Raw genomic sequence first — 19,835 nt, 5'->3', positions numbered from 1 at the left:
GCTTATTTCCTCTGCCGACGGCGACGAGATCGATCATGAACCAATTGAACCAACTTCCCGATGACGACCTGCTGGCCTTGTTGCTGGCCGATGAAGCCGGCGCCGGGCAGTCCATCCAGAGCCTCGCCGGGCGTGATCCGGTGCCGCTGTCGTTCGCCCAGCAGCGTCTGTGGTTCCTGCAACAGTTCGATCCGCAAAGCCATGCCTATAACCTGCCACGGGCGATTGCCATCAAGGGACCGGTGGACGCGTGCGCCCTGGAAGCGGCCCTTAACCAGGTGATCAATCGCCACGATATCCTGCGTACCGCCTTTCGCAACACCGACGGCACGCCCCTACAAGTCATCGACCAGGGCGCACAGCTGAACCTGCTCGAAGAGGACCTGAGCGCCCTGGACAGCGTCCAGCGCGAACAGCAAGTGCAAGATCGCATCCGCCAGCATGCCACCCAGCCCTTCGACCTGAGCCAGGCGCCGCTGATTCGTAGCACCCTGCTCAAGCGCGCCACGCAGGATTATGTGCTGCTGCTCAATATGCATCACATCGTCTCGGACGCCTGGTCCAATCCGATCCTGATGCACGACCTGGCAAGCGCCCTTGGCCAACCAGGCCGGGCCCTGCCGCGCCCGTCCATCCAGTACGCCGACTACGCCCAGTGGCAACGCCAAGACTACCCGCTGACACCGCAACACGCCGCAGCCGCCCAGTATTGGAAGGCCATCCTTGGCAATGATATCCCGGCCCTGACATTGCCTCGCGAGCGCCTGGAAAACCACGCAGGTGCCGGCCATCATGCCCACACCCTGCCTGCATACTTGAACGAGCAGCTCCAGAGCTTTTGCCAGCAACAGGGCCTGAACCCGTTCGTAGTGCTGCTCGGCACCTGGCAATTGCTGCTGGGACGCTACAGCGGCCAGACCGACTTCACCGTCGGCGTGCCCAACGCCACACGCAACCAGGCACAGATCCAGGACCTGGTGGGTTTTTTCGTCAGCAGCCAGGTGTATCGCGCGCGACTGGCGCCCGAGCAATCGTGCAGCACGTTCCTCCAGGCCCTGCGCCAGCAATCCCTGGCCGCCCTGGAACATGCCGACTACCCCATCGAGCTGATCCTCGAAGATCTCCACCTGCAACGCAGCCCCCAGGCCAACCCGCTGTTCCAGACCCTGTTCAACTGGCGCGCCGGCGCCGCGCAGGACGCGCCCCTGCACCTGGGCCCGTTGCAACTGACGTTTATGGACAGCCACCCGTTGCAGGCCAAGTTCGACCTGTCGCTGGACGTGGAGTACAGCCAGCAGCAGATCACCGCGCATTTCGACTATGACGCCGGGTGCTTCACCCCGGCGACCATCGCCACTCTGGCCGGGCACTGGCAGAACCTGTTGCAAGCCATGGTTGAGCAACCGCAGGCACTGATCGGCGAGCTTGCGATGCTCAGTGATGAGGAGCGTGAGCGGCAGTTGGGGCAGTGGAATACCACGGCCGTCCACTACCCGAACGCAGCCCCTGTGCATGTGTTGGTCGCGGAGCAAGCCGAACGCCTGCCACATGCCGTCGCTGTGGTGCTCGGCGAGCAGCAATTGACCCTGGATCAGCTCAACCGTCGCGCCAACCAACTGGCTCACAAGCTGCTGGAGCTGGGCGTTGGCCCCAACGTCTGCGTGGGCCTGGGCCTTGAGCGCAGCCTGGAAATGGTCATCGCCCTGCTGGCCGTGCTCAAGGCAGGCGGCGCCTATGTACCGCTGGACCCGGCCTACCCCGCTGACCGCCTGGCCTACATGATCAACGACAGCGGCATCGGCCTGCTGCTGACCCAAAGCAGCCTGGCATTGCCCGCCCCGGACAGCCTGCCGTCCCTGTGCCTGGATCAGGACAGCGACTGGCTGGAAGGCTATGACAGCGCCAACCCGCAGCTAACAGTCAGCGCCGATAATCTGGCCTACATGATCTACACCTCCGGCTCCACCGGGCAGCCCAAGGGCGTGCAGGTGCGCCACGGCGCCCTGACCAATCATATGCTGTGGATGCAGGGCGAATTGGGCCTGAACGCTGCGGACCGGGTCTTGCAAAAAACCGCCTTCAGCTTCGACGCCTCGGTGTGGGAGTTCTGGTTGCCCTTGCTCAACGGTGCGCAGTTGGTCCTCGCCTCCCGCGAGTTGTCCGACGATTTGTCAGTGCTGTGGTCGGAAGTAGCCGCCCAGCGCATCAGCGTGCTGCAAATGGCCCCCTCCCTGCTGCAAGCCTTGCTCGTCGACGAACAGGGCGCGCAGATGCAATCCCTGCGCTTGCTGCTGCTGGGCGGCGAAGCCTTGGGTACTCCGCTGGTCGCACAATTGCGCGAACGCTGGAACGGCCGCCTGTGCAACCTTTATGGCCCAACCGAAGCCACTATCGACACCACCTTCTTTGATGTCGCCAGCCTGCCCGAAGGCGCCATCGCCCCTATCGGCCGCCCCCTCGCCAACGTGCGTACCTACCTGCTCGACCACGACCTGCAGCTGTGCCCGGTGGGCACCAGCGCCGAACTGCTGATCGGCGGCGACTCCCTGGCACAGGGCTACCACCAGCGCCCGGGGCTGACCGCCGAACGCTTTATTCCCGATCCGTTTGCAGGCAATGGCGCACGCCTGTATCGCAGCGGCGACCTGACGCGCTACCGTGCCGATGGGGTCATCGACTACATCGGGCGTATCGACCATCAGGTAAAAATCCGCGGCCTGCGTATCGAACTGGGAGAGATTGAAGCGCAACTGCTGCAACACAAGGCGGCGCGCGAAGCCGTGGTCATCGCCCACCCAACCCCGGGCGGCGCGCAGTTAGTGGGTTATGTGGTGCCGACGGAACCGGCAACAGACATTAACCGCCAGGACGCCTTGCGCGAGGTCTTAAAAGCCTGGCTCGGCGAACAGCTGCCAGACTATATGGTCCCAGGTCATTTGCTGATCCTGGCGCAACTGCCCCTGACCCCCAACGGCAAACTCGACCGCAAGGCCCTGCCCGCCCCCGACGCGAGCCAGGCCCTGCACGCCTACGTGGCCCCGCAAAACGATCTGCAACAACGCATCGCAGCCATCTGGCAAGACGTGCTCAAACTTGCAAAAATCGGCCTGAACGACAACTTCTTCGAACTGGGCGGCGACTCGATCATCTCCATTCAGGTGGTCAGCCGCGCCCGCCAGGCCGGCATCCACTTCACCCCCAAGGACCTGTTCCAGCACCAGACCATCCAGAGCCTGGCCAGCGTGGCGAAAACCCACGGCCAGGGCCTCGCGATCGATCAAGGTCCGGTCACCGGCAGCGCACCACTGCTGCCGATCCAACACCTGTTCTTCGATACCGAGATCCCCGAGCGCCACCACTGGAATCAATCGGTACTGCTCAAGCCCGCCACGGCCCTGGACCCGCACCTGCTGGAACAGGCCCTCAACGCCCTCATCCAACACCACGACGCCCTGCGCCTGAGCTTCACTCAGGCTGATTCTGGCTGGAACGCCGAATACCGCCCGGCCACGGCGTCGGTGTTGTGGCAGACCCGGATTGAGGACACAACGCAACTGCAATCTTTGGGCGACGAAGCCCAACGCAGCCTCAACCTGCAAGACGGGCCGCTGCTGCGCGCGGTGCTGGTCAGCCTGGGTGACGGTAGCCAGCGCTTGCTGCTGGCGATTCATCACTTGGTGGTGGATGGCGTGTCGTGGCGGATTTTGTTTGATGATTTGCAAACCGTGTACCGGCAAGTGCAGGCGGGCCAGGCGATTGAATTGCCGGAGAAGACCAGTGCGTATAAGACATGGGGCGAAAGGTTGCGGGGCTATGGGCAGAGTGCCGAGTTGCAACAGGAACTGATGTACTGGGAACAGCAACTGGACGCCGCCAGCCACGACCTGCCGCAATCCAATCCTGACGGCAGCCAGCAGCATAGCCGGTCAACGACTGTCGATATCCTGTTGAGCAAAACCCTGACCCAACAACTGTTGCAAGTCGCGCCCGCGGCCTATCGCACACAAATCAATGATCTGCTGCTGACGGCCCTAACCCGTGCAGTCAGCCAATGGACCACGCGCGACAACGTGCTGATCCAACTGGAAAGCCATGGCCGCGAACCCCTGTTCGATGACATTGACCTAACCCGCACCATCGGCTGGTTCACCAGCCTGTACCCGGTCAAGTTGAGCGCCCATCCGGATTTGGGCGAAGCAATCAAACAGGTCAAGGAACAACTGCGGGCCATTCCTGACAAAGGCATTGGATTTGGCGTTCTACGCTATCTGGGTGACGCTCAGACTCGGGAACGCCTGAGCGCATTGCCCGTGCCACGTATTACCTTCAACTACCTGGGCCAGTTCGACGGTAGCTTCGACAGTGCCGAAGGCGCGCTGTTTGTGCCTACTGGCGAGGAGCGTGGTGCCGAAAAAAGCAGCGAAACGCCTTTGGGCAACTGGCTGACCATCAATAGCCAGGTCTATGGCAGCCAGTTGAGCATGAGCTGGACGTTCAGCGACGACGTCTTCCCTGTTGAAGTCATCCAGAACCTCGCCAACAACTGCCTGCATGCGCTCGAGCAACTGATCGGCTATTGCTGCGATACCGATCACCAAGGTGCAACACCCTCTGACTTCCCATTGGCTGGGTTGAGCCAGGCACAACTGGACACACTGAGCATCCCGGTCCAGCAGATCGAAGACATTTACCCGTTGTCGCCGATGCAGGAAGGCTTGCTGGTGCACACGTTACTGGAAAAAAACTCCGGCATTTACTTCATGCAAGAGTGCTACACCATCAAGGAAACGCTGGACTATCCGCGCTTCGAGGCGGCCTGGCAGCAGGTGGTAAAACGCTATGAAGCGATTCGGGCGTCATTCCTGTGGAATACCGGCGGCACGCTGCTGCAAGTCATCCACAAAAACAGCAACGTGCAGGTCGAACGGCTGGACTTGAGCCATGTGCCGATGGACCGGGTACAAGCACAGATCGAACACTTGCTCAAGGTAGAGCGGGAAGCCGGCTTCGATCTAGCCTTGCAGCCTCCGATCCGCTTCAAGCTGATCCTGCTGGCCGACCACTCCCACCGGTTTGTCATGAGCAACCACCATATCCTGCTAGATGCCTGGTGCCGCTCGTTGCTGATGTCGGACTTCTTCGAGATCTACCACGCCATGTTGGCGGGTAAACCCTGTGAGCTCGCCACGCCCTACCGCTTCCGCGACTTTATCCAGTGGTTGCAACAACAGGATCGCACCGCCGCCACGACGTTCTGGCAAGATCAACTGGAAGGCCTGGAGCACACCACGTCACTCCCGGTGGATCATCCGCAAGTGCCTGCGCACTCGGTGTCGGTGATTGGCGACAACTACACCTGGCTCAGCCAGCAAGACAGCACCGCACTGCAAGAGGCCGCGACGCGCCACCACCTCACGCTCAACACCTTCGTCCAGGCTGCCTGGGCCTTGACCCTGCATAACCACAGTCGCTCGCGGGACGTAGTGTTCGGTGTTACGGTTTCCGGTCGCCCAGCGCATATTCCCGAGATGCAAAATACCGTAGGGCTGTTTATCAACAGCGTACCGTTGCGGGTCGCTATCCCCACCCCGGACAGTCAACTCAGCACCCTCGCCTGGCTGCAAACCATCCTGCACAAGAACGTGTCACTGCGTGAATATGACTATCTGCCCCTGGTCAACATTCAGGAGTGTAGCCAGATCCTCAAAGGCCAGCCGCTGTTCAACAGCCTCTTCGTCTACGAAAACGCGCCGATGGAAGACTCCGTCGGCCAGGACGCTCAGGACATGGGCGTAATCTCCGACTCTTCGCGGACCCACACTAATTATCCGGTGACCGTGGTGGTCTACCCGAGCGACAAGGTTGGCCTGCATCTGTCATACGACACCCGCTTTTTCGAGCAGTCGACCATGGACAGCTTGCTCGAAGAGTTCAAGCAATGGCTGATCGCCCTGCGTCATCACCTGCACCAACCGTTGGCCCAGATCACTCTGGTGGCTCCGGAACGTCTAAGTGAGTGGGCCCTTGAACACAATCAATCGCAGGTGCCCCACGATCTGCAGCGCTCATTTGTCGAGCAGTTCGAACAGCACGTCGATGCCAGCCCGCAACGCGTGGCAGCGGTTTGCCAGGACCGTGCCTGGACCTACGAGCAACTCGACCATGAGGCGAACATCCTCGGCCATCGCTTGATCGAGCGCGGCGTGGGCCTGGACCAACCCGTGGCCCTGCTGGCCGACCGCGACCTGGAGTTGCTGGCAATGATTGTCGGCACCTTCAAGGCCGGCGCAGGATATCTTCCGTTGGACCCAAGCCATCCTGGCGAACGGATCAAGAGCGTCCTGCGCCTTAGCAAGACGCCACTATTGGTCTGCACGGCCAAGTACCGCGAGCAGGCCCAGATGCTGCTTGGCGAACTGGCCATCAGCGCCCCCGAACATAGCGTGGGCCTGCTGGTCTGGGAAGATCTGCCGCCTGATTTGGCCAACCGGCAACGCCCAGGACGCTACAGCGGCCCGAACAACCTGGCTTATGTGATTTTCACTTCAGGCTCCACCGGGCAGCCCAAGGGGGTCATGGTGGAACAGGCCGGCATGCTCAACAATCAGTTGAGCAAAGTGCCTTACCTGCAACTGACCGAGCAGGACATCATCGCGCAGACCGCTTCCCAGTCGTTCGACATTTCTGTCTGGCAGTTCCTCACCGCACTGCTGTGCGGCGCCAAGGTATGTATTTTTGCTGACGACATTTCGAAGAACCCTCAGGCTCTGCTCAAGCACGTTGAAGAACAACGTATTACCGTGCTGGAAATTGTCCCGGCGCTGATCCAGGCGCTGCTAATCGAACAACACAGCGACCTTCCCGACCTGCGCTGGCTACTACCAACGGGCGAAGCGCTGCCGGCAGAAACTGCCGCCGACTGGCTGGCACGCTACCCGGCCATCAAGCTGGTCAACGCCTACGGGCCGGCTGAGTGTTCTGATGATGTGGCGTTCTACAACATCGACCCGGCCTCGACTCAACGCACCTACATCCCGATCGGTTACCCAACCGATAATAATCGTCTGTATGTGCTGGACGACGACCTGTCGCCGATCCCCACCGGGGCAACGGGTGAAATCTGCATTGCCGGCGTCGGCGTAGGGCGCGGCTACTGTGGTGACCCGGTGCGCACCGCCGCCAGCTTTGTGCCCAACCCCTTTGCCCTGATACCGGGCGAGCGGTTGTACAAGAGCGGTGACCTGGCGCGCCGACGCAAGGAAGACGGCGCCCTGGAGTACCTGGGGCGTGTGGACCAGCAGGTAAAAATCTACGGATTCCGTATAGAGCTGGGCGAGATCGAGGCGCAAATCGCGCTGTTCCCCGGGGTTCGCGAAGCGGCCGTACTGGTCGGCGAGAACCCGCTGGGCAAGCAGTTGATTGCCTATCTGACCCTGGAAGAAGGTGACACTCACTCAGGCATCGATGCGCTGCGGGCCTTCCTCAAGGCCCGCCTGCCGGCCTACATGATTCCTGCCCAGGTGCATGTGCTGGAGCAGATGCCACGCAACCCCAACGGCAAGCTCGACCGCAAGGCTCTGGCCTGCGTAGACGTGCAAAGCGAAGCCCAGGAACACCGTGAACCGCAAAGCGGGTTGCAGAGCGACATTGCCGATATCTGGCGAGCAGTGCTGAAAACCCAGCGTATTGGCCTGGATGACAACTTCTTCGCCCTTGGTGGCAATTCGCTGCTGGCCACGCAGGTGACGTCCCGCGTGCACCTGCACCTGGGTATTGAGGTACCACTGGCCACGATTTTCGAAAGTGCCTCGCTGCAAGACTATGCATCCCGTATCGAGCCCGCTGGCGAACAAGCCCCTGATGACTCATTGAATGATCTGTTTGATCTGCTCGATGTGCTGGAGACCCAATAAATGCAAGCCAACGCCCTGAATGACTTGATAGACCGCTTTATCAAGTTGCCAGTTACCCAGCGCAAAACCCTCTATGAGCAAATGAGCGCCAAGGGCATGAGCTTGTCGCGCTTGCCGATCCCACAAACCCGGCATTTCTTTGCGCAAATACCCTTGTCGTTTGCCCAGGAGCGCCAGTGGTTTCTGTGGTTGCTCGATCCTGCCAGCGCCGCCTATAACCTGCCAACCGCACTGCGGTTGCGGGGACCACTGGACGTCGATGCATTGCAACGCAGCTTCGATACCCTGATCGAACGCCACCAAAGCTTGCGCACCCGATTTGTCGAAGAACCTCAAGGCGTGATACAGGTGATCGACCCCCTGAGCGGCCTGTTCCTCGACGTCATTAGCAAGAACGGCGCCACAGATAGTTTTATCAAGGACTTCGTTGAACAGCAGAGCCGTCAACCCTTCGACCTGCGCCGTGATCAGTTACTGCGGGTGAAGTTACTACGCATTTCTGAAGAGGATCATGTCCTGCTGCTGGTCCAGCATCATATTGTCTCCGATGATTGGTCAATGCACATGATGGTCCAGGAACTGGTTCAACTATATGGTGGCTATTCCCAGGGCCTATCCGTCGAGCTGCAAGCACTGCCGATTCAATACACCGATTATTCGATCTGGCAGCGCCGCTGGATGGAGGCAGGGGAAAGTGAACGCCAGCTGGCTTACTGGAAGGGCCAACTGGGCGGCGAACAGCCGGTCCTGGAGTTGCCCACAGATCGTTCGCGACCTGCCGTGCAGAGCTATCGTGGGGCGAACATCACGGTCACGGTTCCCCCGGCGCTGGCACAAAAACTCAAGCAGCTTGCCCAGCAGAGCAATGTGACACTGTTCATGCTGCTGCTCGCCTCGTTCCAGGCACTTTTGCACCATTACAGCCGTCAGGCCGACATTCGTGTCGGCGTGCCTGTGGCCAATCGCAACCGGGTAGAAACCGAGCGTTTGCTGGGCTTTTTTGTTAACACCCAAGTGCTCAGGGCACGCTTCGATGAACCGCTGTCCTTCAGCGAACTGTTGGCACAGGTCAAGCAAACTGCGCTGCAAGCCCAAGCCCACCAGGACCTGCCCTTCGAGCAACTGGTCGAAGCCCTGCAGCCGGAACGTAACCTGAGCCTCAACCCTTTGTTCCAGGTGATGTTCAACCACCTCAGCGAACACCAGGGCGCCTCAGCCGGCCAGCCGTCATCACCTTCCGCCTTGCACGTCGAGAGTCTGAGCAGAGAACACCATACCGCTCAATTCGACCTGACCCTCAACACCTTTGAATCAGCACAGGGTCTGTCTGCAACGCTGAACTATGCCACCGACCTGTTTGACGCCAGCACCATTGAGCGCTTTGGGAAACATTGGCTGAACTTGCTGGAACACTGCATTGCAGCGCCACAGCAGCCAATCAACAGTATGTCGCTGCTCAGTGATATGGAAAGACAGCAGATCCTACGAGGTTGGAACGCCAGCACTGCCGACTACCCTCGCGACAGCGCCATCCACCACCTGATCGAAGCCCAGGCCGCCCGCACCCCGGATGCCGTGGCGTTGGTCTTCCACACCCAGTCATTGACCTTTGCCCGACTCAACCAGCAGGCCAACCGCCTGGCCCATCGCCTGATCGCGGCCGGTGTCGGCCCGGATGTACTGGTGGGAATTGCGGTGCGACGCAGCGTTGACCTGGTGGTCGGGCTGCTGGCGATTCTCAAGGCCGGTGGCGCCTATGTGCCACTGGACCCGGCGTACCCCGAGGAACGCCTAGCCTACATGATGCAAGACAGCGGCCTGGCCCTGCTGCTGACCCAGGCACCGTTGCTGGCGCGCTTGCCGATCCCGGCCGGGGTCAGTGCCCTGGCCCTGGACCAACCGGATGCGTGGCTCGATGGCTACAGCTGCGAAAACCCGCTGCCGCGCACCACGGCCGAACACCTGGCCTACGTGATCTACACCTCCGGCTCCACCGGCAAGCCCAAAGGCGTGATGGTGCGCCATGGCGCCCTGACCAACTTTGTGTGCAGCATGGCCCGCCAGCCGGGCCTGGATGCCAATGACCGGCTGCTGTCGCTGACCACCTTTTCGTTCGATATTTTCGGCCTGGAAATCTATGGGCCACTGTTGGCTGGCGCAACCCTGGTGCTGACCGGGCAGGACATCAACCTCGACCCGCAAGCCTTGCTTGCCCTGGTCAAACAGCAGCGCATCAGCGTGTTGCAGGCCACGCCCTCGACCTGGCGCATGCTGCTCGATCACCCGCAGGCCGATGAGCTCAAGGGCTGCAAACTGCTGTGCGGCGGTGAGGCGCTGCCCCTGGAACTGGCGACCCGCCTTTTGGCGCTTTCGCCCCAGGTGTGGAACCTCTACGGGCCGACCGAGACCACCATCTGGTCGGCGCAGTACCCGCTCACGCCAACCCAGCCTCAGCCGTGGCTGGGCGGGCCGATTGCCAATACCAGCCTGTATATCCTCGACGATAACCTGGCGCCGGTGCCGGTCGGGGTGGCGGGTGAATTGTTGATTGGCGGCGATGGCCTGGCGCGGGGTTACTTCCAGCGCCCGGCACTCACCGCCGAACGCTTCCTGCCCGATCCATTTGGCGCTCCCGGTACGCGCCTGTACCGCACCGGCGACCTGGCGCGCTACCGCGCGGACGGGGTGATCGAGTACATCGGTCGGGTGGATCACCAGGTAAAAATCCGTGGATTGCGGATCGAACTGGGGGAAATCGAGGCGCGGCTGTTGGAGCAACCGCAAGTGCGCGAAGCCGCCGTGGTGGTGCGGGACGTCGCTGGCCATTCGCAGTTGGTGGCGTACGTGGTTGCCGTGCAAGCGGTCAGCGATGAACAGGCGCTGCGTGAGGCGTGCAAGCGTCAGCTCAAGGGCGACCTGCCGGAGTACATGGTGCCCATCCATTGGGTCTTCCTCGCCAGCCTGCCGCTGACCCCCAATGGCAAGCTCGATCGCAAGGTGTTGCCGGCGCCGGATGCCAGTCTGGCGCAAAAAACCTATGTAGCGCCCTGTAGTCCTTTGCAACAGCAGGTCGCAGCGATTTGGCAAGACGTATTGAAAGTCGAGCCTATCGGCCTGGAGGACCATTTCTTTGAACTGGGTGGGCACTCACTACTGGTCGTGAGCGTGGTCTCGCGCCTACAACTTGAGCTGGGTATGCAGTTGACGCCGCAGTTGATGTTCCAACACCCGACTCTGGGCGCGTTTACCGCCCAGCTTGAGCAGCAGGCAGGACCTGTCACCGCGCAGAAACTCGACAAACTTGAAGCCCTGCTCGATGAAATGGAGGAGTTCTGATGGATAAGACTGTCGCCGCCCGTATTGCCCGGCGTTTCATCACCCTGCCCCTGGAAAAGCGCAAGCTGTACCTGGAAAAAATGCTGGCTGAAGGGGTTTCACCCACCAACCTGCCAATCCCTGAAGTGCAGTCAGCCTTCGAATCCATCCCACTTTCTTTCGCTCAAGAACGGCAGTGGGTGCTCTGGCAACTAGACCCCGACAGCGCAGCCTACAACATTCCAACTGCCCTGCGACTCAAGGGTAAACTGGACGTCGTGGCGCTGGAGCAAAGCTTCAACGCCTTAATCGCCCGTCACCAGACGCTGCGCACCACGTTTGCACATGGCGAAGATCGACCATTGCAAATTATTCACCTCGACATGCCGATGCAGATCCAGCAAAGCAGCGTTTCGGGGCTCGATGACGCAGGAATCAAGGCATTTATCCAAGCCCAGGCTTACCAGCCATTTGATTTGCAGCAAGGCCCACTGTTGCGTGTAGCCTTGCTACAGCTGGGCCAGGATGACCATGTACTGGTGCTGACCCAGCACCACATCGTCTCGGATGACTGGTCGATGCAGGTGATGGTCGATGAACTGGTTGCACTGTACTCGGATTATCAGCAAGGCCAACCAAACGTCTTGCCAGAGCTGACAATCCAGTACGCCGACTATGCCATCTGGCAACGTCATTGGATGGAGGCCGGTGAAAGCGAACGCCAACTGGCTTATTGGCAAGCCCAATTGGGTGGTGAACAACCCGTATTGGAGTTACCCACCGATCACCCACGGCCAGCTGTCCAGAGCTATCGAGGGGCGAACATTGCAGTCACGGTTCCAGCCTCCCTGGAACACAACCTCAAGCAGCTTGCCCAGCAACACAATGTGACTCTGTTTATGTTGCTGCTCGCCTCGTTCCAGGCGCTGTTGCACCATTACAGCCGCCAGTCCGACATTCGGGTGGGCGTACCCGTGGCCAACCGTAACCGGGTTGAAACCGAGCGCTTGCTGGGTTTTTTCGTCAATACTCAAGTACTCAGGGCGCGCTTCGATGAATCGCTGTCTTTCAGCGAACTACTGGCCCAGGTCAAGCAAACGGCACTGGATGCCCAGGCGCATCAGGACCTGCCTTTCGAACAACTGGTCGAGGCCTTGCAGCCGGAACGGAACCTGAGCATCAGCCCATTATTCCAGGTGATGTATAACCATCTTAAAGAGCATCAGGACTCCACAACAGTACAACTTGCGCCTGCATCCTCGCTGGACGTCGAGGGCATCAGATGGGGCAGTCGCACCGCACAGTTTGACCTGACTTTCAGCACCTTCGAATCAACGCAGGGTTTGTCAGCAACTCTGAACTACGCCACCGACCTGTTTGAAGCCAGCACCATTGAACGCCTCGGACAACACTGGCTAAACCTGCTCGATCGCTGCATCGCAGCACCACAGCAAGCAATTGCCAGTTTGTCGTTACTCAGCAACGCACAACAACAGCAGATCCTGTACGACTGGAACGACACCACTATCACGTATCCGCTTGAGCGTTGCACCCACCAGTGGATCGAGCAGCAAGTAGAAAGCACCCCTGACGCCGTAGCGCTCATTTTTGGTGAGAGCCAGTTGACCTATAACCAACTCAATCAGAAAGCCAACTCATTGGCCCATCGCCTGATTGAACGCGGCGTCGGCCACGATGTACTGGTGGGTATTGCCATCGAACGCAGCCTGGATATGGTGATCGGCCTGCTGGCCATCCTCAAGGCTGGCGGCGCCTATGTTCCGCTAGACCCTGAATACCCGAGTGATCGGCTTGCGTACATGATGCAGGACAGTGGCATCACCTTGTTGCTTAGCCAACAGACGTTACTCGACAAGCTGCCGGTTCCCGCCGGTGTGGAAACGCTGTGTCTGGACGAGCCAGTTATCAGCGCCTGGCCCAGCAGCAACCCCGGTATTACTTTGGATCCGGAAAACCTGGCCTACGTGATTTACACCTCCGGCTCTACCGGCAAGCCAAAAGGTGCAGCCAACCGGCATTGCGCACTGGTCAACCGTTTGTGCTGGATGCAGCAGGCCTACAACCTCACGACAGCCGACACGGTGCTGCAAAAAACCCCGTTCAGCTTTGACGTCTCAGTCTGGGAGTTTTTCTGGCCGTTGATGACCGGTGCACGCCTGGCGATTGCCGGTCCTGGAGACCATCGCGATCCAGCCCGCTTGGTCGAACTGATCAACCAGCACGATATAACTACCCTGCACTTCGTACCGTCGATGCTCCAGGTGTTCCTCGCCGATGAGCAAGTATCCCGCTGCAATGGCTTAAAGCGCATCGTGTGCAGCGGTGAAGCACTGTCGGCCGATGCCCAGCAACAAGTATTTGCCAAGTTGCCAAACGCAGCGCTCTACAACCTCTACGGCCCAACTGAAGCCGCCATTGATGTGACCCACTGGACCTGTCGCGAGGAAAGCCGCAGCAGCGTGCCAATCGGCCAGCCTATCGCTAACCTGACCACCTGGGTCCTCAATTCAGACCTGGCACCTGTACCAACCGGGGTGATCGGCGAGCTGTACCTAGGCGGCGAAGGCCTGGCCCGCGGTTATCACCAGCGCCCAGCCCTGACCGCAGAGCGCTTCGTTGCCAGCCCCTACGCTCAAGGTGAACGCCTGTACCGCACCGGCGACCTGGCGCGCCAACGTCCTGACGGGGTCATCGAATACGTCGGGCGCATTGACCATCAAGTGAAAATTCGCGGTTTGCGCATCGAACTGGGTGAGATCGAAGCGCGGTTGCTGGAGCAAGGCGAAGTACACGAGGTGGCCGTACTGGCAGTCGATACTGCCACTGGCTTGCAGTTGGTCGGGTACGTCGTACCGCGTAAAGACATCGACACTACACACTTGCGCGACAGACTCAAGATCCGTCTCAAGGAACACCTGCCGGACTATATGGTCCCGGTGTACTGGTTGTTTCTCGACCAATTACCCTTGAGCCCGAACGGAAAGCTTGAACGTAAGGCACTGCCAAAACCCGATGCCAGCCAAGTGCAAAAAACCTATGTTGCCCCCAAGGGAGCACTGGAGACCACCATTGTAGGTATCTGGCAAACAGTGCTCAAACTGGAAAAAGTCGGTGTCACCGACAACTTCTTCGAACTGGGCGGCGACTCGATCATCTCGATCCAGGTAGTGAGTCGCGCCCGTCAGGCCGGCATCCACTTCACCCCCAAGGACCTGTTCCAGCACCAGACCATCCAGGGCTTGGCCAATGTGGCGAAAACCCACGGCCAGGGCCTCGTGATCGATCAAGGCCCAGTCATCGGCAGCGCCCCGCTGTTGCCGATCCAGCAACTGTTCTTAGACACTAACATCCCCGAGCGCAATCACTGGAACCGATCAGTGCTGCTCAAGCCTGCCATGGCCCTGGAGCCGCAACTGCTGGAGCAGGCCCTCAACGCCCTGATCCAACACCACGATGCACTGCGTCTGAGTTTCACTCAAACTGACTCTGGCTGGAGCGCTGAATACCGTCCGGCGCCTACGTCGGTGCTGTGGCAAACGTACATTGATGGCGTCACGCAATTGCAATCCTTGGGCGACGAAGCCCAGCGCAGCCTCAACTTACAACACGGACCGCTGTTGCGGGCAGTGCTGGTCAGTCTGAACGATGGCAGCCAGCGCCTGTTGCTGGCGATCCATCACTTGGTGGCGGATGACGTGTCTTGGGGCATCCTGTTTGATGATTTGCAAACGGCCTACCACCAACTGCAAATGGGTCAGGCGCTGGCCTTGCCGGAGAAAACCAGCGCCTACAAAACCTGGGGCGAGAAGTTGCAAGACTACGGTCGCAGCGACGCCCTGCAACAAGAACTGGCGTACTGGGTCCAACAACTGGACGCTTCAAGCCACGACCTGCCCCAGGCCAACCCTGAGGGCTGCCAACGGCACGGCCAAGCGACGACTGTCGATATCAAGCTCAGCAAAACCCTGACCCAGCAACTGATGCAAGTCGCACCCGCGGCCTATCGCACGCAAATTATCGATCTGCTCCTGACTGCCCTGACCCGTACAGTCAGCCAATGGACCTCGTGCGAAAACGTTTTGGTCCAACTGGAAAGCCATGGCCGCGAAGCCCTGTTCGATGATATCGACCTGACCCGCACCGTGGGCCGGTTCACCAGCCTGTACCCGGTCAAGTTGACCGCCCATAAGGACTGGGGCGAAGCGATCAAGCAGGTCAAGGAACAACTGCGGGCCATTCCCGATAAAGGCATTGGGTTTGGTGTCTTGCGCTACCTGGGTGACACACAGGTCCAGGCAAGCCTGGACGCGCTACCAATGCCGCGCATCGCCTTCAACTACCGAGATCAAACCGACAGCGCCGCAGGTGCCCTGTTTGTCCCGGTGAGAGAAAAATATGGCGTAGAGAAAAACAGCAATCCCGCGCTGTGCAACCGACTAACCATTAATAGCCAGATCGATGACGGCCAGCTGAGCATGGCCTGGATCTTCAGCCAGGAAGTAATCCCTGCCGAGGTCATCCAGAAGCTCTCCAATAACTACCTACAAGCACTTGAGCAGTTGGTCGCCTACTGCTGCGATACCAACCATCAAGGTGCAACACCCTCTGACTTTCCGTTGGCTGGCTTGAGCCAGGCGCAACTGGACACACTGAGCCTCCCTATTCAGCAGATTGAAGACCTCTATCCCTTGTCCCCCATGCAACAAGGGATGATGTTCCACACCCTTGAGGCGTCCGAGGCCGCAGCTTACATCAACCAAACCGCAGTACCCGTCAGCGGCCTGGACATCGCGCGGTTTACCGATGCCTGGAATACTGCCGTCGAACGCCATGAAATCCTGCGTACGGGTTTCTGGACCGCCAGCCACCTGGCTGAACCGCTGCAAATGGTGTTCAAAAAAACTGACCTCCCCCTGCGTATTCTTGATTGGCAGAACCGTGAGTCCTGCGCAAACGACCTGCAAGATCTGATCGAAGCAGATAACCGCGAAGGCTTCGACCTACTGGCGGCACCATTGATGCGCCTGACCCTGGTCAAACTGCCGGCCGAACAGCTCTACCTGGTCTGGACCCACCATCATATTTTACTAGATGGCTGGAGCAGCTCACGGCTGCTCGCCGAAGTGTTCGAGGTGTACAACGGCAAGACTCCCGAGCCAAAACGTGGTAAGTACCGAGACTACATCGCCTGGTTGAAAACCCAGTCACAGTCCTCCCTGGAAACGTTCTGGAAACAGAAGCTGCAAGGGCTGAACGGGCCAACCGTTCTCGCCAATAGCCTATCGCCACGACCTGATCCTGGTTGCGACGGGCATGAGGCGCTTTACCTCAACTGGGACGCGCAACAAACCCAACACCTAATAGATCAGGCGCAACGGTTGCGCGTCACACCCAACACATTTATCCAAGCAACCTGGCTACTGCTGTTGCAGCGCTATACGGGACAGGACAGCGTGTGCTTTGGCAGTACCGTCGCAGGACGGCCACTGAGCCTTGAGGCATCCGATGAAATGCTGGGATTGTTTATCAACACCTTGCCGATCATTCAGACCCCACAGCCACAGCAGACCGTGACCGATTGGTTGCGAAAACTGCAAACCTACAACCTGGAAGTACGCGATCACGAACATGCATCGCTGGCCGACGTACAACGCTGGTCGGGACAAGGCGGCCAAGCGCTGTTCGACAGCATCATCGTGTTCGAGAACTACCCGGTGGATGAGCGCCTGCAAGAAGCCGAGCAGGATCACCTCAAATTCGGTGAAACCAGGACTCAGGGTGTTACCAACTTCGCCATGGACCTTGCGGTTAACCTGGGCGATCGCCTCACCGTTGAGTTCATGTACCTGCGCAACTGTTTCACCGCCGAGGCCACCGCGCAACTGCGCCGTAGCTTCGAAACTCTGCTGCTGGCCATGCTCGAAAATCCGACAGCCACCCTCGGCAGCCTATCCACGCTCAATGCCGGTGAGCAACGGGCCTTGCAGCAGGATAACGAACTGGTAGCCGAGGTTTATGACCTGCCCTTGCTCGTGACACAGATCCGCAACCATGCCGTGACCAACGCGGATGCCGTGGCAGTGATCTGTGACCAGGAGCAACTGACCTATGGCCAACTGGAGCAGCGCGCCAACCACCTGGCCCACTACCTGATCGCACAGGGCGTTGGGCCAGAGATCTTCGTTGGTGTCGCCCTGGAACGCTCAGTGGATGTGGTCGTCGCCTTCTACGCCGTGATGAAGACGGGCGGCGCTTACGTCCCGCTGGATATTGACTACCCGCAAGACCGAGTGAAGTGGATCGTCGAAGACTCGGCGATGGCAGTAATGCTCACCCAGGGCTCGTTGCGCGAGCGTTTCAGCCAGCCATGGGCGCCTGCACTGATCGAACTGGACACTCTGCCCCTGACAGCTCTGTCCGATCGCCACCCGCAAGCGCTGATGGATGCGGACAACCTCGCCTACCTGATTTACACCTCCGGCTCCACGGGCAAACCCAAGGGCGTGGCGGTCAGCCACGGGCAGATCCGCATGCACTGCCAGGCGATCGGCCAGCGCTATGAAATGGACAGCAGCACCCGCGAACTGTTGTTCATGTCGTTTGCTTTCGATGGGGCCCAAGAGCGCTGGCTGAGTACCTTGGCCCACGGAGGCCAGTTGGTGGTGCGCGAAAACCGCCTGTGGACCCCCGAGGAAACCTGGCACGCCTTGCATGCCCACCGGATCAGCATCGCCTGCTTCCCACCGGCCTATCTGCAACAGTTGGCAGAGTACGCCCGGGACTGCGGCAAGGCACCGCCTGCTGTGCGCATTTACTGCTTTGGTGGGGATGCGGTGGCCGAGGCCAACTTTGAGCTGGTCAAGCACACACTCAAACCTGTTTATTTGACCAATGGCTACGGCCCGACCGAAACCGTGGTCACGCCACTGCTATGGAAAGTCCCCGTCAGTGAAACCTGCGGCGCAGTATACGCACCGATTGGTACGCGGGTTGGCGAGCGCACGCTGTATGTTCTCGACGAACACCTCAACCCGTTACCCGAGGGTGTGGCCGGCGAGTTGTACATTGGCGGTGAAGGTGTGGCTCGGGGTTATCATCAGCGTCCGGGGCTGACGGCCGAACGGTTTGTGCTCGACCCATTTGCCGCCAACGGCTCGCGCCTGTACCGCACGGGTGATCTGGTACGCCAACGTCCCAATGGCGTAATCGATTACCTGGGACGCCTGGATAACCAGGTAAAGATTCGCGGATTCCGCATAGAGCTTGGTGAAATCGAATCCAGGTTGCGAGATATTCCGGGGGTACAGGATGCAGTGGTGGTCGCTCGTGAGGCGGGCGTCAGCAAACAGCTGATCGGCTATGTCGTCACCCCAACTGATGATGCGCCAGGAGAACGCTTGCGCGCCTTGCTCCAGGCTGACTTGCCTGACTATATGGTGCCCACGCAGATCATTCGCCTGGCCGCATTGCCGCTTAATCCCAACGGTAAGATCGACCGCAAGGCACTACCTGATCCCGACTTCAAGGGCCGTGAATTCGTAGCCCCTCGCAATGCTGTGGAACAAGCCCTGGCAATCATTTGGCAACAGGTTTTGGAGCTGGAAAGCGTGGGTGTGACCGACAATTTCTTCGAGTTGGGCGGCGATTCGCTGCGCATCCTCAAAGTGCTGTCCAAGGTCCGTAACCAGCCTGAGCTGGGGTTGGAACTGAAACTGCGGGACATGATCGGCAAACCGACCATTGCCGAACTGTCGGGCTTCGCCCCTGCCACCGACCTGGACCCTTTGCTGTTGCTCAATAGCCGCGTGCCCCATGTGCCGCCGCTGTTCTGCCTGCATGCCGGCTTTGGCACGGTGTTCGACTACGACACCCTCGCACGTCGCCTGGAAGGCCAGCGCAGCGTCTATGGCCTGCAATGTCGCATGCTGCTCGACCGCGACTGGCAGGACGAATCTCTGGCGTCCATGGCTATCGACTATGCCCAGTACATTCGCCAGAAACAGGCCCAGGGACCTTATCAACTAGTTGGTTGGTCGTTGGGGGGCACCCTCGCAGTACTGGTCGCTCAGGAACTGGAAAAGCAGGGCCAGGAAGTAGAGTTCCTGGGATTGGTAGACAGCTTTATCCCGTCCACCGTACCCGCTGCTCGCGATCTGGATTGGGGCGATGACTTGCGCGGTTTCCTTGCCGTGATCTTCGCTCAAGCCTGCGAGCACCTACCGGTAGTGGAACTCCCAGCCGACAGCCCCCAAGCGATGCTGGAACGGTCGATCACGGATATCCGCCAACAAGTCGCCGGCACTTCAGCGTTCAGCAACATCAGTGTCGAAGAGCTAGCCCATACGTTCATGGTCGCGATGAAACTCAAGGGCCTGTCCCTGGATCTGAAAACACTGCCGCAGACACGAGCGTCTGCCTGCTGCTGGTGGGCCTGCGACGCCAATTCACCGGACTTCACCAATCCGGTGGCGGGCAGCATTCTGGACGAGCGAATCGTCGCCGGGCATTACCAGATGCTTAACAACAGCCAGCTTCTGCACAGCCTGCTCCAGCAATTACCGCAGCGCGAAGCGGTCACCCGTTAAT

3 protein-coding genes are annotated in these 19,835 nt (G+C 59.6%); all 3 read left to right on the top strand.

Going from position 1 to position 19,835, the window contains the following annotated elements:
- Positions 1-35 precede the first annotated feature (35 nt).
- Genes PSH73_RS09425 through PSH73_RS09415 form a run of 3 tightly spaced genes read left to right on the top strand, consistent with a single transcriptional unit; the run spans position 36 to position 19,834 of the window.
- Positions 36-7,913, top strand: coding sequence for a non-ribosomal peptide synthetase (locus PSH73_RS09425; RefSeq protein ID WP_305462325.1), 7,878 nt, complete (start codon positions 36-38; stop codon positions 7,911-7,913).
- The gene (locus tag PSH73_RS09420) at positions 7,914-11,249 is read left to right on the top strand and encodes an amino acid adenylation domain-containing protein (RefSeq protein WP_370694596.1); all 3,336 of its coding nucleotides are present in this window, start codon (positions 7,914-7,916) and stop codon (positions 11,247-11,249) included. It abuts the gene before it with no gap.
- Positions 11,249-19,834 carry a non-ribosomal peptide synthetase gene (locus PSH73_RS09415; RefSeq protein ID WP_169990630.1) on the top strand — a complete coding sequence of 2,862 codons (8,586 nt, stop codon included), beginning with the start codon at positions 11,249-11,251 and terminating at the stop codon, positions 19,832-19,834. Before PSH73_RS09420 ends, PSH73_RS09415 begins: the two co-directional genes overlap by 1 nt.
- Position 19,835: the final 1 nt, after the last annotated feature.

Source organism: Pseudomonas sp. FP2294 (assembly GCF_030687625.1).
Taxonomy (GTDB): domain Bacteria; phylum Pseudomonadota; class Gammaproteobacteria; order Pseudomonadales; family Pseudomonadaceae; genus Aquipseudomonas; species Aquipseudomonas shahriarae.
Note: the sequence above shows the minus strand (reverse complement) of the source record. Positions and strands in the feature narration are given on the sequence as shown.